This window comes from Streptomyces sp. NPDC046335, assembly GCF_055587985.1.
This window is the reverse complement of sequence record NZ_JBVJFF010000002.1, coordinates 18,121-39,870: the sequence shown is the minus strand read 5'-3', so window position 1 is coordinate 39,870 and position 21,750 is coordinate 18,121. Positions and strand designations below refer to the sequence as shown.

Genomic DNA, 21,750 nt, shown 5'->3' with positions numbered 1-21,750 from the left:
CCGTGAGCACCCCCGACGACCTCCCCCTCGCCCCGACCGGCGGCGGCTGCGGCGATGCCTGCGGCTGCGGCGGGGACGACGCGTTCGACCCCCTGGAGTGCGGCCTCGACCCCGCTCTCGCACGGCTCCTCGCCGAGGCGGGCCTCGACCCGCTCCAGGTCGAGGACATCGCGCACATGGCCATCGAGGAGGACCTGGCCGGCGGCGTGGACGTCACCACGGTCGCCACCATCCCCGAGGACGCCGTGGCCACCGCGGACTTCGTCGCCCGCGAGGCGGGCACCGTGGCCGGCCTGCGGGTCGCCGAAGCGGTCGTCTCCGTCGTCTGCGAGGACGAGTTCGAGGTCGAGCGCCACGTGGAGGACGGCGACCGCGTGGAGGCGGGCGCCAAGCTGCTCAGCATCACCACCCGCACCCGCGACCTGCTCACCGCGGAGCGCAGCGCGCTGAACATCCTGTGCCGCCTCTCCGGCATCGCGTCCGCCACGCGCGCGTGGGCCGACGTTCTGGACGGTACGAAGGCGAAGGTCCGCGACACCCGCAAGACGACGCCCGGCTACCGCGCCCTGGAGAAGTACGCGGTCCGGATGGGCGGCGGCGTCAACCACCGCATGTCGCTCTCCGACGCGGCCCTGGTCAAGGACAACCACGTGGTCGCGGCGGGCGGCGTCACGGAGGCCTTCAAGGCCGTGCGCGAGCAGTTCCCCGAGGTGCCGATCGAGGTCGAGGTCGACACGCTCCACCAGCTCCGCGAGGTCGTCGACGCGGGCGCCGACCTGATCCTCCTGGACAACTTCACGCCGGGCGAGACCGAGGAGGCGGTCGCCATCGTCGCGGGCCGGGCCTTCCTCGAATCCTCCGGCCGCCTCACCCTGGAGAACGCCCGCGCGTACGCGGTGACAGGCGTCGACTACCTCGCGGTGGGCGCTCTCACGCACTCCTCCCCGATCCTGGACATCGGCCTCGACCTGCGGGAAGCGGTGCGGGCCTGATGCTCCTCACGATCGACGTGGGCAACACCCACACCGTCCTCGGCCTCTTCGACGGCGAGGACATCGTCGAGCACTGGCGCATCTCCACGGACGCGCGCCGCACGGCCGACGAACTGGCCGTGCTGCTCCACGGCCTCATGGGCATGCACCCCCTGCTCGGTGACGAGCTCGGCGACGGCATCGACGGCATCGCGATCTGTTCGACGGTGCCCTCGGTCCTGCACGAGCTGCGCGAGGTCACACGCCGGTACTACGGGGACGTGCCCGCCGTGCTCGTCGAGCCCGGCATCAAGACCGGCGTCCCGATCCTCATGGACAACCCCAAGGAGGTCGGCGCCGACCGCATCATCAACGCGGTCGCGGCGGTCGAGCTCTACGGAGGACCCGCGATCGTCGTCGACTTCGGCACCGCCACGACCTTCGACGCGGTCTCCGCGCGGGGGGAGTACGCGGGTGGCGTCATCGCCCCCGGTATCGAGATCTCCGTGGAGGCGCTCGGCGTGCGCGGCGCCCAGCTCCGCAAGATCGAGCTGGCGCGCCCGCGGAGCGTGATCGGCAAGAACACGGTGGAAGCCATGCAGGCGGGCATCCTATACGGCTTCGCGGGCCAGGTCGACGGGGTCGTCAACCGCATGGCGCGGGAACTGGCGGGTGCGGGGGGCGACCCCGACGACGTCACGGTCATCGCGACGGGCGGGCTCGCCCCGATGGTCCTGGGGGAGGCCTCGGTCATCGACGAGCACGAGCCCTGGCTCACGCTGATCGGGCTCCGCCTGGTCTACGAGCGGAACGTGCCCCGCCTCTGACTGGCCGCTCGGCCTTGCTTCGCCTCCCGCAGGAGCCGCTTCGCGGCGGATGCTTGCCCCGGCCCACCCGTCTCGCCGCGGCCGACTCGGTGACGTAGGAGCGGGTGCCGCCGCAGGGGACAGGCCGCGGTGGGGCGGGGCTCGGCGGTGAGCGGGCCGCAGCCAAGCCGTCCTCCCACCGCTGGAGGCGCCCCCGCCAGGACCCGCCGCGCCACTAAACTGGCGTTAAGCGGATTTTGTCCGAGTTGCGCTTATCGTCAACTCATGCCCACGCCCTACGGTTCCCGCGGCGGTATGGCCTTCAGCGCGGAGGAGCTGCGTGTGCTCCGCCGTGCTCTGGCTCTCGCCCTGCATCCACGCCCCGCCTCCGACGAGGACATCCAGGACTGTCTCCGCCTCGCCGAATCGGTCGACGAGGCCGTGAGCGAAGGCGCCAGACTGCGCGCCTTCATGGTGGCCGACCTCGCCCGCTACCGGGCGGGACTGCCCGGCACCGCGTCCGGCTACCTCGCGCTCCTCGCCGACGTGCTGGGCACCGGCTACCAGCCGGGCCCCGACGACCTCGCCGCGCTCCGTGCCCTGCGTGGCAACGCCAAGGCCGCCGCCCTCCTCGACCGCTGCCGCACGCTCACCGAGGACGCCGTGCGCGCCCGTCTCGCGGGGCGAGCCGTACCGGCGGCGCCGGAGCGCCCCGTCGTACCCGCGTCCCGCACCCACCTGCTCGCCCTGCCCGGTGGCCGCACCGCGGCGGACGACGAGGTCGCGCCCGCGGCCGAGCCCGCCCGGCGCCCGGCGGCCCCCGCTCCGGACCCGGCCCGCCCGGTCCCGACCCCGGCGGAGGTCTTCCCGCCGAAACGCCGCCCCGCCGCGCCGGCGGCTCCGGCGGCACCCGCGGGCCCCCCGCGTCAGCGCGCGGCGGGCTAGCTACTCTGGAGGGCATGGACTACGTTTCCGCGCTCGTGCCCCCCGTAGTGATGGCCGTGTTCTTCGGCGGTCTCATCGTGACGATCGTGAAGACCCAGGGCGGTGCCAACAAGGCCAAGGAGGACGCGGCCGCGGACGCGATCAGCCGCGCCGAAGCGGCCCGCCGCATGCCGGAGACCGGCGGCGCCTAGACCCCGGCCGGCCCAGCCCCGGATCGCCACACGCGACCAGAGACGCAAGGGCGTACGACTCACACCTTTCTGAGTCGTACGCCCTTTTTGACGTATAAATCCTCTTAACTCCCCTTCGATCCCCTTCGCGCCGATAGTGCCGATAGTGACGCCGCCCACTATTGTTCTGCTGTGCCTCGTCCATTGGGAGAACTCGAAGACGCCGTCATGACACGGGTGTGGAAGTGGAACCGCCCCGTGACCGTTCGAGAAGTCCTGGAAGACCTTCAGCAGGAACGCTCCATCGCGTACACGACCGTGATGACCGTTTTGGACAATCTTCATCAGAAGGGCTGGGTGCGCCGCGAAGCGGAAGGCCGTGCCTATCGATATGAGGCGGTCTCCACCCGGGCTGCGTACGCCGCCGCACTGATGAACGAAGCCTGGTCGCGGAGCGACAACCCCGCCGCCGCTCTCGTCGCCTTCTTCGGCATGATGTCGGCGGAACAGCGCGAAGCGCTGAGCGACGCCATGCGTATCGTCCAGGGTCCGGCCGTCCAAGGCCCGGAGAACCCCGGCGACGCCGAGCGCGAGACAGAGCGATAGCGTCCGCTCATGGCAGCAGAGGGACCCGAACTCAGCGAACGTAAGTCAAAAGCGGTCTCCGTCCGGAGGGCACGAACCTCCGATGTGCCCGCCGTGCGAGGGCTCCTCGACTCGTACGTCCGTGAGCGTATCCTCCTGGACAAAGCGACCGTGACGCTTTACGAGGACATCCAGGAGTTCTGGGTGGCGGAACGCGACGACAACGCCGAGTTGGTCGGCTGCGGCGCACTGCACGTGATGTGGGAAGACCTCGCGGAAGTCCGGACGCTCGCGGTGAATCCCGAGGTCAGGGGAGCCGGAGTAGGGCATCAGCTGTTGGGGAAGTTGCTCCAGACCGCCCGTTGGCTCGGCGTGCGCAAGGTTTTCTGTCTCACCTTCGAAGTCGACTTCTTCGGCAAGCACGGCTTCGTGGAGATCGGTGAGACTCCGGTCGACGGAGATGTCTACAGCGAGCTCCTGCGTTCCTATGACGAGGGCGTCGCGGAGTTCCTGGGCCTCGAACGAGTGAAACCGAACACCTTGGGCAACAGCCGGATGCTTCTGCATCTGTGATCGTCAAGGTCGTATTCCGTGACCACCTCGTGCCCGGTGGCCTATGTCCGAAACGCGCATGTTTCCAGGGTTCTCGGGGCGTGGATCTCTCATGGATCTCACCCAGGGGTTTGTGTTTTTCCGGCAAAAGCGGTTTGCTTTCCGACGTACTGCAGTACTGCATATAACAGGGGTCGCGAATCGGCGACGCACGTCGTGCGGTCCGGCCTTGAAGTTATCGATGAAAGGAAATCCGGTGGCACAGAAGGTTCAGGTCCTTCTTGTCGATGACCTCGACGGCGGCGAGGCGGACGAGACCGTGACGTTCGCGCTGGACGGCAAGTCCTACGAGATCGACCTCACCACGGCGAACGCGGACAAGCTCCGTGGCGCCCTCGAGGACTTCGTCAAGGCCGGCCGGCGCACCGGCGGCCGTGGCTCCGGCGGGCGCGGCAAGACGCGTGCGGCGGCGTCCGGCGGCGGTCAGGACACCGCGGCGATCCGCGCCTGGGCGAAGGAGAACGGTTTCGAGGTCAACGACCGCGGCCGCGTTCCCGCGTCCATCCGCGAGGCCTACGAGAAGGCCAACGGCTGACGGCTGCGACGCCGCAGCCGGACGCGGTGGCACTGGGTCGCCGCCGTGTCCACCAGTCGTACGAGATCGGAGCCCACGGCGGGGTCGCTGTGGTGCACCGTCCCACCCCTCCCCACGGCGGGCAGGGACAGCGGCGCCGGCAGCGTCGGCTCCACCTCGCACCCGGGCTCCGGGGGCCGCAGCCAGACGGCGGACCCCGGCGAACCGGACCACCCCGGAGGCGTGGGCGCCTCGATCAGGCCGCCCGCCCCGACCGCGGTGAGGCCGAGGGGGATGTCCCCCCACTCCAGCCAGTCGAGCAGCCCCGGCAGCTCGTCGGCGCCACCCGCGCCGATCAGCAGGCGCATCGTTTCGCCAAGCAGCGCCACCGGCGCCTTCGGCCCGAGATGGCGCAATGCCGCGAACCCCGCCTCGGCGGGCAGTTCCAGTACGTCGAAGCGCAGCCCCGTCACCAGACGCACCGGACCGGGTCCGGGCGCGGTCGCCCAGCCGAGCTCGTTCTCGTACCACTGCCGCACCGGATCACTCTCGACCGGCCTGCGGGGCTGAGGAACTGTGAGGGCCATGTTCGGGCAACAGCCGAAACGGTTCCCGGGTTACGCGCTGTGGCCGGTTGAAAGCACAGAGTGTCCGAAAAAGGGGCGTCCGGGCGTGTCCGGCAGTGCAAGGGTGTTCGCCCGTAGCTGAGGGAACCGGGGCGCGCCGCATGGAGTGTCAGTCGTAACGGGTAAGACATCCCTAGTGGGGAGGGTCGACACGCGGCTCCGGCAGGCCTCCGTTCGCCATCGGCGTAGTGATGGTGGGGGTAACTGCCTGGCCTGCGGGAACATCGTCTCGCACCATCGGGTTGGAGCAGGTGTCGGCTTTCCGGGTCTGGAGATCCTCTGAGAAGAGGTCCGGGTGTCGGCAGATGGAATGAGCGGTCCCCGCTTGCGGGACTAAGCTGCGGAAGGACAGGGAGGGGACCGACCCCTTACTGCCTGACCGCTCTGAGGAGCGATTAACGATGTTCGAGAGGTTCACCGACCGCGCGCGGCGGGTTGTCGTCCTGGCTCAGGAAGAAGCCCGGATGCTCAACCACAACTACATCGGCACCGAGCACATCCTCCTGGGCTTGATCCACGAGGGCGAGGGTGTCGCCGCTAAGGCCCTGGAGAGCCTCGGGATTTCGCTCGAGGCGGTCCGCCAGCAGGTGGAGGAGATCATCGGGCAGGGCCAGCAGGCTCCGTCCGGGCACATCCCCTTCACCCCCCGTGCCAAGAAGGTCCTGGAGCTTTCGCTCCGCGAGGCCCTTCAGCTGGGCCACAACTACATCGGCACGGAGCACATCCTGCTCGGCCTGATCCGCGAGGGCGAGGGCGTCGCCGCCCAGGTCCTGGTCAAGCTGGGTGCCGATCTCAACCGGGTGCGGCAGCAGGTCATCCAGCTGCTCTCCGGCTACCAGGGCAAGGAGACCGCCACCGCGGGCGGTCCTGCCGAGGGCACGCCCTCCACGTCCCTGGTGCTCGACCAGTTCGGCCGGAACCTCACGCAGGCCGCCCGCGAGTCCAAGCTCGACCCGGTCATCGGGCGCGAGAAGGAGATCGAGCGGGTCATGCAGGTGCTGTCCCGCCGCACCAAGAACAACCCGGTGCTCATCGGCGAGCCCGGCGTCGGCAAGACCGCCGTCGTCGAGGGCCTGGCGCAGGCCATCGTCAAGGGCGAGGTGCCCGAGACCCTCAAGGACAAGCACCTCTACACCCTCGACCTGGGCGCGCTGGTCGCCGGCTCCCGGTACCGCGGTGACTTCGAGGAGCGCCTGAAGAAGGTCCTCAAGGAGATCCGCACCCGCGGCGACATCATCCTGTTCATCGACGAGCTGCACACGCTCGTGGGCGCGGGTGCCGCCGAGGGCGCCATCGACGCCGCTTCGATCCTGAAGCCGATGCTGGCCCGTGGTGAGCTCCAGACCATCGGTGCGACCACGCTCGACGAGTACCGCAAGCACCTGGAGAAGGACGCGGCCCTCGAGCGCCGCTTCCAGCCCATCCAGGTCGCGGAGCCGTCGCTGCCGCACACCATCGAGATCCTCAAGGGCCTGCGCGACCGTTACGAGGCCCACCACCGCGTCTCCATCACCGACGAGGCCCTCGTCCAGGCGGCGACGCTGGCGGACCGCTACATCTCGGACCGCTTCCTCCCCGACAAGGCGATCGACCTGATCGACGAGGCGGGCTCCCGGATGCGCATCCGCCGGATGACCGCGCCGCCGGACCTCCGCGAGTTCGACGAGAAGATCGCGGGCGTGCGCCGCGACAAGGAGTCGGCCATCGACTCCCAGGACTTCGAGAAGGCGGCCTCTCTCCGCGACAAGGAGAAGCAGCTGCTCGCGGCGAAGGCCAAGCGCGAGAAGGAGTGGAAGGCCGGCGACATGGACGTCGTCGCGGAGGTCGACGGCGAGCTGATCGCCGAGGTCCTCGCGACCGCCACCGGCATTCCGGTCTTCAAGCTGACGGAGGAGGAGTCCTCCCGTCTGCTGCGCATGGAGGACGAGCTCCACAAGCGGGTCATCGGCCAGAAGGACGCCGTCAAGGCGCTCTCGAAGGCGATCCGGCGTACGCGAGCGGGTCTGAAGGACCCGAAGCGTCCGGGTGGTTCGTTCATCTTCGCGGGCCCGTCCGGTGTCGGTAAGACCGAGCTGTCCAAGGCGCTCGCCGAATTCCTCTTCGGTGACGAGGACGCGCTGATCTCCCTCGACATGTCGGAGTTCAGCGAGAAGCACACGGTTTCGCGTCTCTTCGGTTCGCCCCCCGGTTACGTGGGTTACGAAGAGGGCGGTCAGCTGACCGAGAAGGTCCGCCGCAAGCCGTTCTCCGTCGTCCTTTTCGACGAGGTCGAGAAGGCCCACCCGGACATCTTCAATTCGCTCCTTCAGATCCTGGAGGACGGTCGCCTGACCGACTCCCAGGGCCGGGTCGTCGACTTCAAGAACACGGTCATCATCATGACGACCAACCTCGGCACCCGTGACATCTCGAAGGGCTTCAACCTCGGCTTCGCGGCCCAGGGCGACACGAAGTCCAACTACGAGCGGATGAAGAACAAGGTCAGCGACGAGCTGAAGCAGCACTTCCGCCCGGAGTTCCTGAACCGCGTGGACGACGTCGTCGTCTTCCCGCAGCTCACGCGGGACGACATCCTCCAGATCGTCGACCTGATGATCACCAAGGTGGACGAGCGCCTCAAGGACCGGGACATGGGCATCGAGCTCTCCCAGTCCGCGAAGGATCTGCTCGCGAAGAAGGGTTACGACCCGGTGCTCGGCGCGCGTCCGCTGCGGCGCACGATCCAGCGCGAGGTCGAGGACAGCCTCTCCGAGAAGATCCTCTTCGGCGAGCTGCGTCCGGGCCACATCGTGGTCGTCGACACGGAGGGCGAGGGCGAGACCGCCACGTTCACCTTCCGTGGCGAGGAGAAGGCGGCACTGCCCGACGTGCCGCCGATCGAGTCCGCCGCGGGTGGCGGCGCCGGCCCGAACCTGAGCAAGGAGGCGTAGCCCCCGGGCACGCTTCACAGGGGCTGCCCCGGACCGTTTCACACGGCTCCGGGGCAGCCCCTTTTTCATGCGCCTACGGGCCTACGGGCCGGGCCTACGGGCCGGGCCTACGGGGCCTACGCCGGGGCGGTGAGCGTCCGTATGAGCGCGGCCAGGGCCTCGGGGGTGGTGGTGAGGGTCGCGGCCGGATCGTCGCTCTCCTGGAGGTGGACGCGGCCGGAGGGATCGGCGGCGACGTATACGCAGTTCGCCTGGTCGCCGCTGAACGAGGACTTCTGCCAGTCGAGAGTGCTCATGCTTGTGCTCCCAGGAGGGTGTACAGGATGTGCTGGACAAGCCCCAGTGAATCGCGCGTCCCATGCTTGCCGGGGAGCGCCATCGCGTCGATGGGCGGGAGCGCTGCCGCGCCGAGCCGATCGTTACGAGGTGATGTGGCACCTCCCGGGCAACGTGCACTCCGCCAAGATCTGCCGGGACTTCGTGCGCGGCACGCTGGAGACCCTCGGGCTCGGGCGTCTCGGGGAGGCCGCCGCGCTCTGCACCTCCGAGCTGGTGACCCATGTGCACCGGCATACCGAGAGCGACGTCCACCTGCGGGCCGCCGTCGCCGCCACCCACGTACGCGTGGCCGTGTACGACGGACGTGACCTGCTGCCCACGCTCCGCAGAGCCCCCGCCGAGGACGACGGCAGCTCGACAGGTGAAGGGCGGGGGGCGGGGCTCGGCGAGCTGTGGCGGCCTCCCCAGGCCCCCTCGGGCGTAGCCCGCGTCACAATTCCGGCTGGGTGGATCACCGTGCCCGGTGACATGACGCACAGGGGTTTTGTCCGTTACTAGGCGGAATAGTGGGACAGCCGCAGTGGGCGTTCGGGACCTTTGGCCCGCGGTCTTCGGGCCGTTCGGCGTGGTTGGCGGGACTCCGCCCGGGGCGTCCCCCGCATGCGGCCGGGGGGCCTCCGACGTGCGAAGCCACCCCTCGGCCCGGGAAAAACGCCGAAAGTCGGACGTGGAGTAATTGTCCGTATTTGGTGGTGTCAAGAGGTTGAAATGCTGACGGCCTGCTACGGCTTTCCGTAGTAGATGGGGCCTTTGTGCGGTGACCGGAGGGCGGGTTACCAAGGTATGGCCGATCCGGCGATACGTGATCCGCGGGAACTCACCCGCTTCCCGCGTGCCGGATCAACGCATGCCCCCCTCAGTCATCAAAGCTCCGGAGGACACACATATGTCGAAGCGCACCAAGTCCCACCAGCCCCGTCCGTCGATGCTCCGTACGAAGGTGGCCGTCGTCGCCGCGGGTCTCGGGGCGTCGGCGGTCCTGGGGGCCGGGGTCTCGGTCGCTGCGGACAGCGCCCAGTCCGGCGGCGCCCTGCCCGGCGTCTCCGTGAACTCGGTCCGCGCCCAGGCCGACGCTCAGGCGAAGGCCGCCGACAAGGCGCAGAAGGACGCGGCCAAGAAGGCCGCGGACGCCAAGAAGGCCGCCACCTCCTGGGTCCACCCGGTCGAGCGCTACACGCTCTCCGCGACCTTCGGTCTCGGCGGCAACATGTGGTCCTCCAAGCACTCCGGCCAGGACTTCGCCGTGCCGGTCGGCACCAACGTGGGCGCCGCGCACGCCGGCACCGTCGTCAAGGCCGGCCCGAACGGCGGCGGTGACGGTCCCGCGTACGGCAACGCCGTCGTGATCAAGCACGACAACGGCACGTTCTCGCAGTACGCGCACCTCTCGCGGATCGACGTCCACGTGGGCCAGAACGTCAACACCGGCCAGCACATCGCCCTCTCCGGCAACACCGGTAACTCCAGCGGTCCTCACCTGCACTTCGAGATCCGCAAGACGGCGAACTACGGCTCGGCCATCGACCCCGTGGCCTTCCTCGGCTCGGTCGGCCTGAAGCTCTGACCCAAGAACCAGCCCGGCTGGGCCAGGCCCTCGGCCCGGCCTAGCCGCCGCTCGCGCCCGTGTGCGCCTGCGTGATCAGATCGATGGCGACCTCCAGGATGGCCTTGCGCTTCTCCTCGGGGTCGCCTTCGACGTCCTTGAGCGCGAACATCCCGCCGTGCATGGTGAACAGCGCGCTGAAGCACCGCACCTGGTCGATCATGTCGGCCCCGGGGTCCTTGAGGATGTCGAAGAGCCCGATCATGCGCCCCTTGAAGGCCTCGCCGATCTGAAGGTCGCGCACCGTGGCCTGGTTCTCCTGCATGAAGCGGAAGAGCGGCGACGCGTCGACGAGGATCTCGCTGTAGCGGTGCAGAACCTGCTGCCTGGTTTCCAGGGAGGGCGGCTGCGGCTGCTCGCGGCCCCACTCGATCAGCTCGTCGATGGGCCTGGTGCGGTCCTCGAAGAGGCTGTTCAGGATGTCTTCCTTGGTCTTGAAGTGGTAGTACAGCGCCGCCTTCGTGACCTCCAGACGCTCCGAGATCTCCCGCAGCGACGTCTTCTCGTACCCATGCTCGGCGAAGAGTTCGAGGGCCACGTCCTGGATGCGCTGGCGGGTGTCCCCGCGGCGCTGCTGCTTGCCTGTGCCCGTGCCCATCGGGGTACTCCTCGACTCCGCATTAACTTACTTGACGCCCGGCTAGTTAGGGGTCTACTTTCCCCAGTGTAATCAACTAGCCGGGCGGCAAGTAAGGCGCCCGGCGACCAGGGCGTTCCTGGGGGACCGCGGGGAGTGGGAAACATGGCTGACACGACTACGGCGAGAGCCGTACCGGAGCAGAAGGGGGACCAGCCGGCGCCGCGCAGCGTACGCGTCGTACTGATGGCCCTGATGATCACGATGCTGCTCGCGATGCTCGACAACATGATCGTGAGCCCCGCGATGCCGACCATCGTCGGCGATCTCGGCGGCCTCGAACACCTGTCGTGGGTCGTGACCGGCTACACCCTGGCCACCGCCGCCTCCACCCCCATCTGGGGCAAGGTCGGCGACATGTACGGGCGCAAGGGCGCCTTCCTCACCGCGATAGTGATCTTCCTGGTGGGCTCCGTGCTCAGCGGCATGGCGCAGGACATGGGCCAGCTCATCGGGTTCCGCGCGATCCAGGGCCTGGGCGCCGGCGGTCTGATGGTCGGCGTCATGGCGATCATCGGCGACCTGGTGCCGCCGCGGGACCGCGGCAAGTACATGGGCATGATGACCGGCGTCATGGCGGTCGCGATGATCGGCGGCCCGCTGGTCGGCGGCACGATCACCGACCACCTCGGCTGGCGCTGGGCCTTCTACATCAACCTGCCGCTCGGCGCGGTGGCGCTCGCCATGGTCACCGCCGTCCTGCACCTGCCCAAGAAGAAGGCCGAGGGGCGCATCGACTACCTCGGCGCGGCCCTGCTCACCGTCGGCATCAGCGCGCTCGTGCTCGTCACCACCTGGGGCGGCTCCGAGTACGCCTGGAGCTCGGCCGTGATCATGGAGATCATCGCGATCGGCGTCGTCGCCCTGATCGGCTTCGTCTTCGTGCAGAAGAAGGCCGCCGAGCCGATCATGCCGCTGCACATCTTCCGCAGCCGCAACTTCTCGCTGATGGCCGTGATCGGCTTCATCACCGGCTTCGTGATGTTCGGCGCGATGCTCTTCCTGCCGCTCTACCAGCAGTCGGTGCAGGGGGCGTCGGCGACCAACTCGGGGCTGCTGCTCCTGCCGCTGCTGCTCTCGATGATGGTCGTCTCGGTGTTCGCGGGCCGGTACACCACGGCCACCGGCAAGTACAAGGTCTTCCCGGTCGCCGGCTCCGTACTGATGGTCGCGGGCTTCTTCCTGCTCGCGCAGATGGACACGGGGACCTCGCGGCTCACCTCGGGCCTCTACATGGCCGTGGTCGGCGCGGGCATGGGCTTCCTGATGCAGATCACCATGCTGGTCGCGCAGAACAGCGTGGAGATGAAGGACATGGGCGTCGCCTCGTCCTCGGCCACCCTCTTCCGTACGCTCGGCTCGTCCTTCGGCGTCGCGCTCATGGGCGCCCTCTTCAACGACCGGGTCCAGGACGTGATGGCCGAGCGCGCCGGCTCGACCGGCGGCAGGATCACCGAGCAGTCGACGCAGCTGACCGCGGACAGCCTGGCGAAGCTGCCGGAGCCGGTGCGCGACGCGTACCAGTACGCGGTCGCCTCCGGTACGCACTCGGCGTTCCTGCTGGGCGCGGCCATCGCGGTGGTCGCCCTGGTCGCGGCACTCTTCGTCAAGGAACTCCCGCTGCGCGGCTCGGCCCCGGCCGATACGAGCGGCTCGGCCCCGGCCGGCAAGAGCTGACGCGGGGCCCGTGGAGCTACGGCTTGTCCGGGAGTTGCAGCATGGGGTAGCTGCCGGTGTTCGTCGGGGCGTGCTCCGGTAGCCACAGCACGGCCACCGCGCCCTCGGCGGGCTCGTCGGGCGGCGCGCCCGCCGGGCGTACGTTGCGGAAGGTGAGCCGTGCGCCCAGTACGCGCGCCTGGCCCGCGGCGATCGTCAGGCCGAGGCCGTGGCCGTGGCCCGCGCGGTCGGTGCTGCCGGTGCGGAAGCGGCTCGGTCCCTCGTGGAGGAGCGCCTCGGGGAAGCCGGGCCCGTGGTCGCGCACCCGGACGACGCGGCCCTCGACGCTGACCTCGATCGGCGGCTTGCCGTGCTTGGTGGCGTTGGCGACGAGGTTGCCGAGGATGCGCTCCAGGCGGCGCGGGTCGGTGGTGACCTCCGACTCGTGCACCACCGTCACCGAGACGTCCGTGGTCAGCGCCGCCATGCGCCGGCTCACGAACTCGCCGAGGGTGATGTCCTGCAATTCGGCGCGCTCGGCCGCGGAGTCAAGACGGGCCACTTCGAGTACGTCCTCGACGAGCGTGCGCATGGCCTGCGCGCGGTCCTTGACCAGCTCGCTCGGGCGTCCGGGGGGCAGCAGCTCGGCCGCCGTGAGGAGCCCGGTCACCGGGGTGCGCAGCTCGTGCGCGATGTCCGCCGTCACCCGGCGCTCGGCTTCGAGGCGCTGCTTGAGGGCGTCGGCCATGGCGTCCACGGCGCTCGCCAGATCGTCGGTCTCGTCCTTCACCACGCCGCCGATGGCGTCGCGCACGCTGACGTCCGTCTGGCCCTGGGCGACGTCGCTCGCCGCCATCGCCGCCTTGCGCAGGCGCCGCGAGAGCTGCCCGCCGATCAGCACGCCGAGCGCGCAGCCGCCGAAGACGACCGTGATCGAGCCGATGACCAGGGCCTGGTCGAGGTCCTTCATGACGGTGGCGCTGCGGTCGGTGAAGCGCGAGTGCAGCGAGAGGACGTGCCCGTCGGCGAGCGGCACGGCGGCCCAGATGTCCGGCACGCCGCCCGGCTTGTCCTCGACGAACGTGGCGCGGCGGCCTGTCAGGACCTTCTGGCGCAGCTCGCCGGGGAGCGCGGGGTCGTCGACCTTCGTGCCGAACTGGAGGGTCTGCCGCTGGGACGCGGAGTACAGGCGCAGGGCGAACTGGATGCGCTCGTCCTGCACGTCGCGCGCGTTGTCGAGCATCGAGACGCGCGCGGCGTTGTGCACGACGAGGCTGAGGACGACCGCGACCAGCGCGCCGACCAGCGCGATCGCCGCGCTGATCTTCCAGCGCACGCCGGTGCGCAGACCGGAGGGCAGCGCGGTGCGGAACCGTCCGCCCGCCCTGGACGCCCCGCTCATATGTGTCTCCAAAGTCCGCGGCCCGCGTGGGGCCGCCGTACGCCATCTACGCCATCTACGCCATCAACGCCGTGGGGCACGCGCCCGCTCACGCGCCCGCTCACGCGCCCGCTCACGCGCCCGCTCACGCCTTGAGTTTGTAGCCGAAGCCGCGCACCGTCTCGATGCGGTCCTGGCCGACCTTGGTGCGCAGCCGCTGCACGTGGACGTCGACGACGCGGGTGTCGCCGCCCCAGCCGTAGTCCCAGACCCGCTCAAGGAGTTTGTCGCGGGAGAGGACCGTGCCGGGCGCGGAGGAGAATTCGAGGAGCAGCCGCATCTCGGTCGGCGTGAGGCCCACCGGCGTGCCGTTCCTGCGCACCTCCATGCCCTCCGTGTCGATCTCCAGATCGCCGAAGTGCAGCACGCCCCCGTCGGCCGCGGACCCCGAGTCGCCGGCGCCGCCCGACGAGCCCGGGCCGCTCGCGTGCCCGAAGCGGCGGAGGACCGCGCGGATGCGGGCGACCAGGACGGCGCCGTCGAACGGCTTGGTCACGTAGTCGTCGGCGCCCGCCTCCAGGCCGAGCACGACGTCGATGGAGTCGGCGCGCGCCGACAGCATGATCACCGGGACGGTCGACTCGTCGCGGATGCGGCGGCAGAGCGAGACACCGTCCAGGCCCGGCACCATCACGTCGAGCAGCGCGATGTCGGGCTGGTCGGCGCGGAACGCCTCAAGGCCCGAGAGGCCGTCGGGCATGGCGGTCACCACGAAACCGTCGCGCTCCAGGGCGAGCTGGGTGGCCTCGCGGATGACGTCGTCGTCCTCGACGAACAGGACATGGGTCTGCTCTGCCATCGGATGCTCTCAGTCCTTCTCGTGCGTGTCGTGCGTGTCGTGCGTCCCGTACGTGTCATACGTGTCATACGTGTCGTACGTAGTGTGCGACCGGAACCGGTCAGTCCGCGGACGGGGGGGTGGCCTCGCCGCCCACCGCGTCGCTGAAGTCGCTGCGCGTGCGTTCCGTCTCGGTGAAGCGGTTCGACGCCCAGCGGTACGTGATCACTTCCTCGCCGGAGGGGTAGGCCACCGAGTCGCCCTTCTCGTAGAGCTGCTTCGTCACGACCAGGTCGCCCCGGTCGATCTCGGCGTAGACGGACGCGGGCTCCTCGGCCTTGAACACGTTCTCGTATCCGCCATCCTGCGCGCGATACACATAGCTGCCGATGCCGACCGCGTCCGCGCAGGTCAGAACGTTCACCACGACATCGGAGGCCGATCCTCCGGTCAGGTTCCCGTACGAGACGTCGACCGGGTAGGTGTCCCCGGCGCACGGCTTCAGGTCCCGCTTGATCGCCGGGCTGACCTCCGGGTCGTCCTTGACGAGCCGCACCGCGTCGATCTTCTGCTTCGGCAGGCCGGTGGAGGCCGAGGGGGACGGCGACGAGGACACCACCGCCTCGCTGTGGGCCGGGCCCTCGTCACGCGCGCCGGAGCCGCCCGTCGAGCAGGCGGCGAGTGAAAGGCCGAGGGCGGTGAGCACGGCCACCGCCGTGCTCACCGCCTTCACACTGTTCGTGACCCCAGGACCTAGGCCGCGCAACGCTCCCGCTCCCCACGTTCGAGCGCGCGGGCATCCAGGTCGCGGCTCTCCAGCTCCTGGCGGAGCCGGGCCAGCGCCCGGTGCAGCGTGCTCTTGACCGTTCCGGCCGACATGCCGAGTGCGGCAGCCGTCTCCTCTGTGGACATCTGCTCCCAGTGTCGCAGCACGACCACGCTGCGCTGCTTGGGTGCCAGCACCTTCATGATGTCCATGAGCAGCGCGCGGTCCGCGTGCTGGTCGGTGGAGTCTTCCACGCTCGCGTCGGGAAGCTGCTCGGTGGGTACCTCTTCGAGCTTGCGCGCCCGCCACCACTCCGTACGAGTATTGATCATGACGCGGCGCAGATACGCGTCCGCGAGCCGCTTGTCGGCTATGCCGTCCCAGCGGCCGTACGTCCGTACGAGCGCGGTCTGGAGCAGGTCCTGGGCGTCCACGGGGTCCGGGACCAGGCGCCGGGCACTGCGCAGCAGGGCATCCTGCCGAGTGCGGACGTACTCTTCGAACTCGAGCACCTCTCCGTGCGCCATCTCAAACCGCCTCCGTTCCGTCTCCATCGCCGACCGCTTTCCCTGCTCCGCGGTACGGGTATGAAGTTACGGAGGCGTTGTCACGAGGTTGTGCGGACGAGCCAGCGGCGGGCGCACGGCTGTACGTAGGTTGTGTAACAGACGTAGGACCGGCGTAAAAACCTGCGTTTGCGAGGGTGGCGGCGGCCGCCACCCCCGGGTGGCAAGGCTCAGGTCAGCGGCAGCCGGTAGAGGCCGCCCCGCAGCGGCTCGACGAGACCGTCGGCGACCAGGCCGTCGAGGGCGCGGGCCCGCTGCACGGGTTCGTCCCAGACCCGGTCGAGCGTGGCCTGCGGCACGGGCGTCACGGCCTCGCGGAGCACGGCGAGCAGCTTGCCCCGCACCTGGCGGTCCGTTCCCGCGTACGTCTGGCCGCGGCGCGCCGGGCCTTCGTGCGCGGGCTTGCCGGCCGCGCGCCACGCGCACCGCGCGGCGATCGGGCACCGCTCGCAGGACTCGTTCCGCGCGGTGCAGACCAGGGCGCCGAGCTCCATCGACGCGGCGGCCCAGCGGGAGGCGGTGTGCTCCTCGTCCGGCAGCAGGGCGCGGGCGAGCTTGCGCTCGGCGGCCGTGGTGGCGTTCGGCGGGTACTGCACGCCGGTCACGGCGCGCGCGAAGACGCGGCGCACGTTCGTGTCGAGCACGGCGTGGCGCTGCCCGTACGCGAACGAGGCCACGGCGGCGGCCGTGTACTCCCCGATGCCCGGCAGGGCGAGCAACTGGGCGTGCCCCGTGGGGACGTCGCCGCCGTGCCGCTCCGTTATGGCGACGGCCGCGCCGTGCAGCCGCAGGGCGCGGCGCGGGTAACCGAGCCGCCCCCAGGCGCGGACGGCCTCGCCGGGCGCCTCCTTGGCGAGGTCGGCGGGGCGGGGCCAGCGGGCCAGCCACTGCTCGTACACGGGCAGGACCCGGCTGACCGGCGTCTGCTGGAGCATGAACTCACTGACCATCACGCCCCACGGCCCGGCGTCCTCGCGCCGCCAGGGCAGGTCACGGGCGTGGGCGTCGAACCAGGCGATGACGGGAAGGTGCAGGGCGTCACCGGCGGCCCCGGGAACGTCTCCGGGGCTCGGGCTGTGCGGCAAGGGCTTCGCGGGAGCAGTCATGGCACCAACGATCCTGCCATGCCCCCGACGGTTCTGGCGGGACGCCCGCTGTCGTGGCTCCTACGGGGGTGTCCCGACGCGGGGCGAAGGGGCGGGGCCGAGCGGGAGGCGACGGGGCCGAGCGGGAGTCGCCCGCCGCGAAGCGGGGCGGGGCCTGCGAAACGGGGCCCGCCGCGAAACGGCGCCCGCGGCGAAGCGGGTGCGGGGCCTGGGAAGCGGCGCCATGCCAGGCGGCGCCTTGCGAAACGGCGGCTGGTCCGCGAAACGGCGCCTTGCGAAACGCGGCTGGCCCGGGAAGTGGCGCCTGCCGCGAAATGGTGCCCGCCGCGAAGCGGGGGCGGGGCCTGCCAAGCGGCGGCCTGCCAAGCGGCGGCCTGCCAAGCGGCGGCCTGCCAAGCGGCGCCCTGCCAAGCGGCGGCCCGCCAAGCGGCGCCCCGCGAAACGGCGCCCCCGCGAAACGGCGGGTTCGGGAAGGACCTGACGATCGGCAGGGGAGACGCCCGCCCCCCGGCAAGTACCGTCGGCCGCGTGGAGAGACGTACCAGAAGCGCACTGCTGTGGGCGGCCCTGGCCGTCCCCGCGGTGTCGGTGGACCACCTGGGCCTGAACGAACCGGCCTCCCCGCAGGAGCGGCTCACCGCGCTGGCCGTCCTGGCCGCCGCCGTCGCCGTCCGCGGGGCGAGCCCCCTCCTCGCGTTCCTCCTCGCCGCAGCCCTGGGCCTGGCCGCCGCCCCGTCCCTCTTCACCCTCTCCTACGGCCCCGCCCTCGCGGTGTTCGCACTGCTCATGGGCCGCCGGGCCGAGCACATCAGCCCCGCCCCACTCGGCTTCGGCGCGGTCGCCCTGATCGGCACGGTCAAGATCGCCGTACGGGACGTCGACCCCGTGGTCGAGTGGCTCGTCCTCACCGGCACGCTGCTCTTCGGCACGGTCTTCCCCTGGCTCGCGGGCCGCTACTGGCGCCAGAACCGCGAACTGGCCGCCGCCGGGTGGGCGAGAGCCGACCAGCTGGAGCGCGAGCAACGCATCGTCGCCGACCGCGCCAGGCTGCGCGAGCGGGCCCGTATCGCCCAGGACATGCACGACGACCTGGGCCACGAGCTGAGCCTCATCGCCGTCCGCGCGGGCGCCCTCCAGGTCGCCCCCGACCTGCCCGCACCGCACCGCGAGGCCGCCGCCGACCTCCGCGCGGCCGCCTCGCACGCCACGGACCGGCTGCACGCCATCATCGGCCTGCTCCGCGAGGAGGGTGACGAGACGGCCCCGCTCGCCCCGGCAGGGGAGAGCGTCGCGGACCTCGTGGCACGCGCGGCCGAGTCCGGCCTCGAAATCAGCTACACGGACGACGGGCCGCCGGCCAGGAACGACGGACAGGCCCCGGGCGCCGCCTCCCCCGAGGACACGACCGCCCGCACCCTCCACCGCGTCGTCCAGGAAGCCCTGACCAACGCCGCCCGCCACGCCCCCGGCGCCCCCGTCACCGTGGCGGTCACCCGGGACGCCTCGGCGACGACCGTCACGGTCACCAACGACCGCCCGGCCGAACCTGGCCCCCCGTCCCACGGCGGCTCCGGCCTGCGCGCGCTGCGGGCCCGCGTCACGGACCTGGGCGGCACCTTCCACGCGGGCCCGCACGGCCACGGCCACCGGGTCACCGCCCGGCTGCCGGTCCAGGGCGCCGGGCCCGCGCCCCCGCGCTCCGGCGCCCACCTCGCGTACGCGCGCCGCCGCACCGTCCTGGCCTTCGGCGCCGCCCTCACCACGGGCGCGCTGCTCGTCGGCGGCGCCTTCGCCTGGTACGCGTACTCACGGACGCACTCCGTCCTCGACCCCGCCGACTTCGCCCGGCTGCGCGTCGGCGACCCGCGCGCGGAGGCCGAGCGCGTACTGCCCGCCCGGACCGCATCCGACCCGCCCGCGGAGCGCGCGCCGAGCCCGGCCCCCGCGGACGCCGACTGCGTCTACTACCGGGCCGAGGACAGGCTCTTCTCCGCCGTCCCCTACTTCAGGCTCTGCTTCGGCACAGCAGGGGACGACGCGGACCGCCTCGTCGACAAGACAGTGATCCCGACGGCGAACGAGCGCCCCGAACCCGAGGAAGAGAAGCCGTGAACGAGCCAATCCGCGTCCTGCTGGCCGACGACGAGGCGATGATCCGCGCGGGCGTCCGCGCCATCCTCGCCGCGGGCAAGGACATCGAGGTCGTCGCGGAGGCCGCCGACGGGCGCGAGGCGGTCTCCCTGGCCCAGGCCCACCGGCCCGATGTGGCGCTGCTCGACATCCGTATGCCGCGCCTGGACGGCCTCGCCGCGGGCGAGGAGATCGTGCGTACGGTGCCGGGCACCGCGGTCGCCATGCTGACGACGTTCTCCGAGGACGCGTACGTCTCCCGGGCCCTCGGCGGCGGAGCCACCGGCTTCCTGCTGAAGTCGGGCGACCCGCACGAGCTGATCGCGGGCGTACGGGCGGTCGCGGACGGCGCCGCCTTCCTCTCGCCCAAGGTCGCCCGGCACGTCATCGAGGGCTTCGAGGCCGGCCGCAGGAACCGCGGAGCCGCCGCGCGGGCCCGCGTCGAGACCCTCACCCCGCGCGAGCGCGAGGTCCTCGGCCTGGTCGGCGCGGGCCTCTCCAACCCGGAGATCGCCGCCCGGCTCCACCTGGTGGAGGGCACGGTCAAGGCCTACGTCAGCGCGGTCCTGGAACGCCTCGGCGTCAAGAACCGCGTCCTTGCGGCGATCGTCGCGTACGAGGCGGATCTCGTACCCCGGGACTGAGAGGCCCCGGGGCGCGAGGCCTCCGGGGCACGGAGATTCAGCGGCGGTGCGACCCGCGGCGGGGGGAGTCGCGGCGAGGGGAGTCGTGACGGGGGGAATCGTGGCCGTACGGGTCCTGGCCGTACGGGTCCGGGCCGTGCGCGTCGTGACGGTGGAACGTCATCGTCGGGGTGTCGTACGCCGCCGGATCCGTGGCCGGGGACGGGGCGAGCGCGGGCCCTGGCCCGGCGAACCACTTCACGACCGCGGTGGAGGACCCCCGCATCGACTGCGCGACCCGCGCCACCGGACGCGTGGTGAGCCGTACGACCACATACGTGACCAGGGCGCCGAAGACGAGACCGACCGCCACGTCATGCGGGTAGTGGACGCCGACGAAGACCCGGGAGGCGGCCATGAGCACCGCCATCGGAACCGTCAGGGCCGCGATGCGCGGCCAGGCCAGCGTGAGGCCGATGGCGGCGGCGCCCGCGATCGTCGAGTGGTTGCTGGGGAACGACCAGTCGCCGTAGGCGGGGCACTCGACGAGCGGCTTCAGCGCCCCGGAGACCGCCCGGCAGGGCCGCTCCTCGTCGATCACGGACTTGAGCGCCTCGCTGCACACGTACGCCACCGCCGTGGCGAGGGGAGCGAGCACCGAGATGGCCAGCGCGCGGGGATCCCCCCGCCGGGCCCGCCACCAGGCGACGACGAAGAGCACGCCGAAGAGCAACAGCCCGAGCTCCGTCCACACCTCCGCGAGGTGCTGGAACCACGACGGGGTGTCGTGAGCGAAGTCGAGTGTGTCGCGGTAGAGGTCGTCGTCCATGGTGTCCATGATTATGGACGGTACGGAGAGGCTCCGAATCCCCGCACCCGGCGATCGACCTGTCCCGCCCCCGACGATCGACAGGGTTCGCGGGGGATCGGGTGGATTGCGACCCATGGCGGAGCCCGGAACCGGAATCAGAACCGCATCGAAACCGGCATCGGAACCGGCATCGGAACCGAACCAGAATGATGATCGAACAAACTTTGTTGCTCCGGACGGCGGGTGGGGCGGGAGAAGAGCCGGTTCTCTCGTAAGGTTTGGGCGTGGGATCTCTGCGCAATCCGGTCGGGCCGCTTCCCTCCACCATTTACTGGCGTCGGAGGGCCGTTCTGCTGTCCGTAATCGGCCTATTGGCCCTGCTTGTCGTCTGGATCGTCACCATGGGTGGCGGCGACGGGAAGAACGGCGCCAACGGGCCGGGCGAGAACGGACCCGCCACGTCCATCACTCCGGGCCCCTCCGAGTCCGGGCCCGCAATCAGCCAACACCCGGGCGGGCGCGACGAGTCGGACGACGGCTCGGGCAACGGTTCGGGCTCGGGCTCCGGTTCCGGCTCGGGCGGTGCCGGTGGCTCCGGAGGGTCGGACGTGGGCGGCTCGGCGGGCTCGGGCGGTGACTCGGGCGGCGACGCCAAGGGCGGCGGCGGCTCGGCCGGCGGCCTCCCGGCGGGCACGCGGCTGCCCGACTGCGCCAAGAGCGACGTCAAGTTGAAGGTCCGCAGCGTGCGCAACACGTACGGGATCGACGAGAAGCCCATGTTCGAGCTGATCGCGGAGAACGGCGGCGGCAAGGCCTGCAAGGTCGATCTCGGCGGTAAGGGAACCGTCCTGACGATCACTCAGGCCGAGGGCGACGACGCGTTCTGGTCCTCGGACGACTGCCCCTCCGGCAGCGGCAGCCTGCTGCTCCGGGTGCCGGCCGACGGCCGCGTCACGCACACCGTGGACTGGGACCGCAGGGCGAGCGCCGAGAAGTGCGCCACGTCCCCGGCGAAGAAGGCCGCGCCCGGGACCTACCTGGTCGAGGCGAAGGCGCCCGGCCTCGGCACGGCCCAGGCCTCGTTCGTCCTCGAAAAGGACTGAGCCACCGCCTCTGGGGGGGCGGTGCCACCGCC

The 21,750-nt window shown here is 70.8% G+C and carries 21 protein-coding genes and 2 pseudogenes; 14 read left to right on the top strand and 9 right to left on the bottom strand.

Translation table 11 applies throughout. The features are described from left to right. Positions 1-2 precede the first annotated feature (2 nt). From nadC to ACZ6JY_RS03945, 7 genes and pseudogenes are all read left to right on the top strand, one after another. Positions 3-992 carry a carboxylating nicotinate-nucleotide diphosphorylase gene (nadC, locus tag ACZ6JY_RS03975; protein WP_469192008.1) on the top strand — a complete coding sequence of 330 codons (990 nt, stop codon included), beginning with the start codon at positions 3-5 and terminating at the stop codon, positions 990-992. After that, complete coding sequence (locus ACZ6JY_RS03970; protein ID WP_447038175.1) at positions 992-1,798, top strand: type III pantothenate kinase; 807 nt, start codon at positions 992-994, stop codon at positions 1,796-1,798. Before nadC ends, ACZ6JY_RS03970 begins: the two co-directional genes overlap by 1 nt. A 294-nt stretch (positions 1,799-2,092) precedes the next feature. Further along, a complete protein-coding gene (locus ACZ6JY_RS03965; RefSeq protein WP_469192981.1) occupies positions 2,093-2,722 on the top strand; it encodes a hypothetical protein in 630 nt (209 codons plus the stop codon). Positions 2,723-2,736: 14 nt separating this feature from the next. Next, a complete protein-coding gene (locus ACZ6JY_RS03960; RefSeq protein WP_469192006.1) occupies positions 2,737-2,913 on the top strand; it encodes a hypothetical protein in 177 nt (58 codons plus the stop codon). A 171-nt stretch (positions 2,914-3,084) separates the two neighbouring features. After that, positions 3,085-3,483: pseudogene (locus ACZ6JY_RS03955) on the top strand (BlaI/MecI/CopY family transcriptional regulator); the annotation flags it as partial. Between the two features lie 24 nt (positions 3,484-3,507). Beyond that, positions 3,508-4,050: an amino-acid N-acetyltransferase gene (locus ACZ6JY_RS03950; RefSeq protein WP_469192004.1), complete on the top strand. Its 543-nt coding sequence runs from the start codon at positions 3,508-3,510 to the stop codon at positions 4,048-4,050. A gap of 235 nt (positions 4,051-4,285) precedes the next feature. Further along, positions 4,286-4,624, top strand: a complete 339-nt coding sequence (locus ACZ6JY_RS03945) for a histone-like nucleoid-structuring protein Lsr2 (RefSeq protein WP_469192002.1) — start codon at positions 4,286-4,288, stop codon at positions 4,622-4,624. Here ACZ6JY_RS03945 and ACZ6JY_RS03940 read toward each other — a convergent pair. Then, the gene (locus ACZ6JY_RS03940) at positions 4,603-5,190 is read right to left on the bottom strand and encodes an SCO3374 family protein (RefSeq protein WP_469192000.1); all 588 of its coding nucleotides are present in this window, start codon (positions 5,188-5,190) and stop codon (positions 4,603-4,605) included. The two genes, ACZ6JY_RS03945 and ACZ6JY_RS03940, sit on opposite strands and share 22 nt — an antisense overlap. A gap of 440 nt (positions 5,191-5,630) precedes the next feature. Between ACZ6JY_RS03940 and ACZ6JY_RS03935 the strand changes: the two genes are divergently transcribed. Further along, positions 5,631-8,159, top strand: a complete 2,529-nt coding sequence (locus ACZ6JY_RS03935) for an ATP-dependent Clp protease ATP-binding subunit (RefSeq protein WP_469191998.1) — start codon at positions 5,631-5,633, stop codon at positions 8,157-8,159. 116 nt (positions 8,160-8,275) lie between these two features. Here ACZ6JY_RS03935 and ACZ6JY_RS03930 read toward each other — a convergent pair whose 3' ends face one another. Beyond that, positions 8,276-8,455, bottom strand: coding sequence for a DUF397 domain-containing protein (locus ACZ6JY_RS03930; protein WP_469191996.1), 180 nt, complete (start codon positions 8,453-8,455; stop codon positions 8,276-8,278). Positions 8,456-8,585: 130 nt separating this feature from the next. Here ACZ6JY_RS03930 and ACZ6JY_RS03925 point away from each other — a divergent pair, with 130 nt between their 5' ends. Beyond that, positions 8,586-8,996, top strand: coding sequence for a hypothetical protein (locus ACZ6JY_RS03925; protein WP_469191994.1), 411 nt, complete (start codon positions 8,586-8,588; stop codon positions 8,994-8,996). A gap of 388 nt (positions 8,997-9,384) precedes the next feature. Then, entirely contained in the window at positions 9,385-10,062 is a 678-nt protein-coding gene (locus ACZ6JY_RS03920) for a M23 family metallopeptidase (RefSeq protein ID WP_469191993.1), read from the top strand. Positions 10,063-10,102: 40 nt separating this feature from the next. Here the strand turns inward: ACZ6JY_RS03920 and ACZ6JY_RS03915 are convergent, their stop codons facing one another. Beyond that, positions 10,103-10,699, bottom strand: coding sequence for a TetR/AcrR family transcriptional regulator (locus tag ACZ6JY_RS03915; RefSeq protein WP_469191991.1), 597 nt, complete (start codon positions 10,697-10,699; stop codon positions 10,103-10,105). A 144-nt stretch (positions 10,700-10,843) separates the two neighbouring features. Between ACZ6JY_RS03915 and ACZ6JY_RS03910 the strand changes: the two genes are divergently transcribed. Then, positions 10,844-12,415 carry an MDR family MFS transporter gene (locus ACZ6JY_RS03910; RefSeq protein WP_469191989.1) on the top strand — a complete coding sequence of 524 codons (1,572 nt, stop codon included), beginning with the start codon at positions 10,844-10,846 and terminating at the stop codon, positions 12,413-12,415. A gap of 16 nt (positions 12,416-12,431) precedes the next feature. Here ACZ6JY_RS03910 and cseC read toward each other — a convergent pair whose 3' ends face one another. The 5 genes from cseC to ACZ6JY_RS03885 all read right to left on the bottom strand — a co-directional run bounded on the left by cseC (position 12,432) and on the right by ACZ6JY_RS03885 (position 17,051). Continuing rightward, positions 12,432-13,796 (bottom strand): two-component system sensor histidine kinase CseC, encoded by a 1,365-nt coding sequence (gene cseC / locus ACZ6JY_RS03905; protein WP_469191987.1) that lies wholly within the window; start codon positions 13,794-13,796, stop codon positions 12,432-12,434. A 124-nt stretch (positions 13,797-13,920) separates the two neighbouring features. After that, entirely contained in the window at positions 13,921-14,634 is a 714-nt protein-coding gene (cseB, locus tag ACZ6JY_RS03900; RefSeq protein ID WP_469191985.1) for a two-component system response regulator CseB, read from the bottom strand. A gap of 100 nt (positions 14,635-14,734) precedes the next feature. After that, complete coding sequence (locus ACZ6JY_RS03895; RefSeq protein ID WP_469191983.1) at positions 14,735-15,337, bottom strand: hypothetical protein; 603 nt, start codon at positions 15,335-15,337, stop codon at positions 14,735-14,737. Positions 15,338-15,366: 29 nt separating this feature from the next. Then, positions 15,367-15,906 carry a SigE family RNA polymerase sigma factor gene (locus tag ACZ6JY_RS03890; RefSeq protein WP_363248336.1) on the bottom strand — a complete coding sequence of 180 codons (540 nt, stop codon included), beginning with the start codon at positions 15,904-15,906 and terminating at the stop codon, positions 15,367-15,369. 209 nt (positions 15,907-16,115) lie between these two features. Then, complete coding sequence (locus ACZ6JY_RS03885) at positions 16,116-17,051, bottom strand: HhH-GPD family protein (protein WP_469191981.1); 936 nt, start codon at positions 17,049-17,051, stop codon at positions 16,116-16,118. Between the two features lie 528 nt (positions 17,052-17,579). Between ACZ6JY_RS03885 and ACZ6JY_RS03880 the strand changes: the two genes are divergently transcribed. Next, positions 17,580-19,163: a sensor histidine kinase gene (locus ACZ6JY_RS03880; protein WP_469191979.1), complete on the top strand. Its 1,584-nt coding sequence runs from the start codon at positions 17,580-17,582 to the stop codon at positions 19,161-19,163. A gap of 38 nt (positions 19,164-19,201) precedes the next feature. Beyond that, entirely contained in the window at positions 19,202-19,825 is a 624-nt protein-coding gene (locus ACZ6JY_RS03875) for a response regulator (protein WP_469192979.1), read from the top strand. Between the two features lie 205 nt (positions 19,826-20,030). On the opposite strand, the pseudogene ACZ6JY_RS03870 reads toward ACZ6JY_RS03875, so the two are convergent. Continuing rightward, positions 20,031-20,642 (bottom strand): annotated as a pseudogene (locus ACZ6JY_RS03870) (phosphatase PAP2 family protein); the annotation flags it as partial. Positions 20,643-20,899: 257 nt separating this feature from the next. Here ACZ6JY_RS03870 and ACZ6JY_RS03865 point away from each other — a divergent pair. Beyond that, on the top strand, positions 20,900-21,718 hold the full coding sequence (locus ACZ6JY_RS03865) for a hypothetical protein (RefSeq protein WP_469191977.1): 819 nt from the start codon (positions 20,900-20,902) through the stop codon (positions 21,716-21,718). Positions 21,719-21,750: the final 32 nt, after the last annotated feature.

Bases quoted from the DNA above. Each gene is read 5' to 3' on its own strand.
- ACZ6JY_RS03970 (WP_447038175.1), top strand. From the start codon at position 992: ATGCTCCTCACGATCGACGTGGGCAACACCCACACCGTCCTCGGCCTC.
- ACZ6JY_RS03965 (WP_469192981.1), top strand. From the start codon at position 2,093: ATGGCCTTCAGCGCGGAGGAGCTGCGTGTGCTCCGCCGTGCTCTGGCT.
- ACZ6JY_RS03960 (WP_469192006.1), top strand. From the start codon at position 2,737: ATGGACTACGTTTCCGCGCTCGTGCCCCCCGTAGTGATGGCCGTGTTC.
- ACZ6JY_RS03950 (WP_469192004.1), top strand. From the start codon at position 3,508: ATGGCAGCAGAGGGACCCGAACTCAGCGAACGTAAGTCAAAAGCGGTC.
- ACZ6JY_RS03940 (WP_469192000.1), bottom strand. From the start codon at position 5,190: ATGGCCCTCACAGTTCCTCAGCCCCGCAGGCCGGTCGAGAGTGATCCG.
- ACZ6JY_RS03935 (WP_469191998.1), top strand. From the start codon at position 5,631: ATGTTCGAGAGGTTCACCGACCGCGCGCGGCGGGTTGTCGTCCTGGCT.
- ACZ6JY_RS03930 (WP_469191996.1), bottom strand. From the start codon at position 8,455: ATGAGCACTCTCGACTGGCAGAAGTCCTCGTTCAGCGGCGACCAGGCG.
- ACZ6JY_RS03920 (WP_469191993.1), top strand. From the start codon at position 9,385: ATGTCGAAGCGCACCAAGTCCCACCAGCCCCGTCCGTCGATGCTCCGT.
- ACZ6JY_RS03915 (WP_469191991.1), bottom strand. From the start codon at position 10,699: ATGGGCACGGGCACAGGCAAGCAGCAGCGCCGCGGGGACACCCGCCAG.
- ACZ6JY_RS03910 (WP_469191989.1), top strand. From the start codon at position 10,844: ATGGCTGACACGACTACGGCGAGAGCCGTACCGGAGCAGAAGGGGGAC.
- cseC (WP_469191987.1), bottom strand. From the start codon at position 13,796: ATGAGCGGGGCGTCCAGGGCGGGCGGACGGTTCCGCACCGCGCTGCCC.
- cseB (WP_469191985.1), bottom strand. From the start codon at position 14,634: ATGGCAGAGCAGACCCATGTCCTGTTCGTCGAGGACGACGACGTCATC.
- ACZ6JY_RS03890 (WP_363248336.1), bottom strand. From the start codon at position 15,906: ATGGCGCACGGAGAGGTGCTCGAGTTCGAAGAGTACGTCCGCACTCGG.
- ACZ6JY_RS03885 (WP_469191981.1), bottom strand. From the start codon at position 17,051: ATGACTGCTCCCGCGAAGCCCTTGCCGCACAGCCCGAGCCCCGGAGAC.
- ACZ6JY_RS03875 (WP_469192979.1), top strand. From the start codon at position 19,202: ATGATCCGCGCGGGCGTCCGCGCCATCCTCGCCGCGGGCAAGGACATC.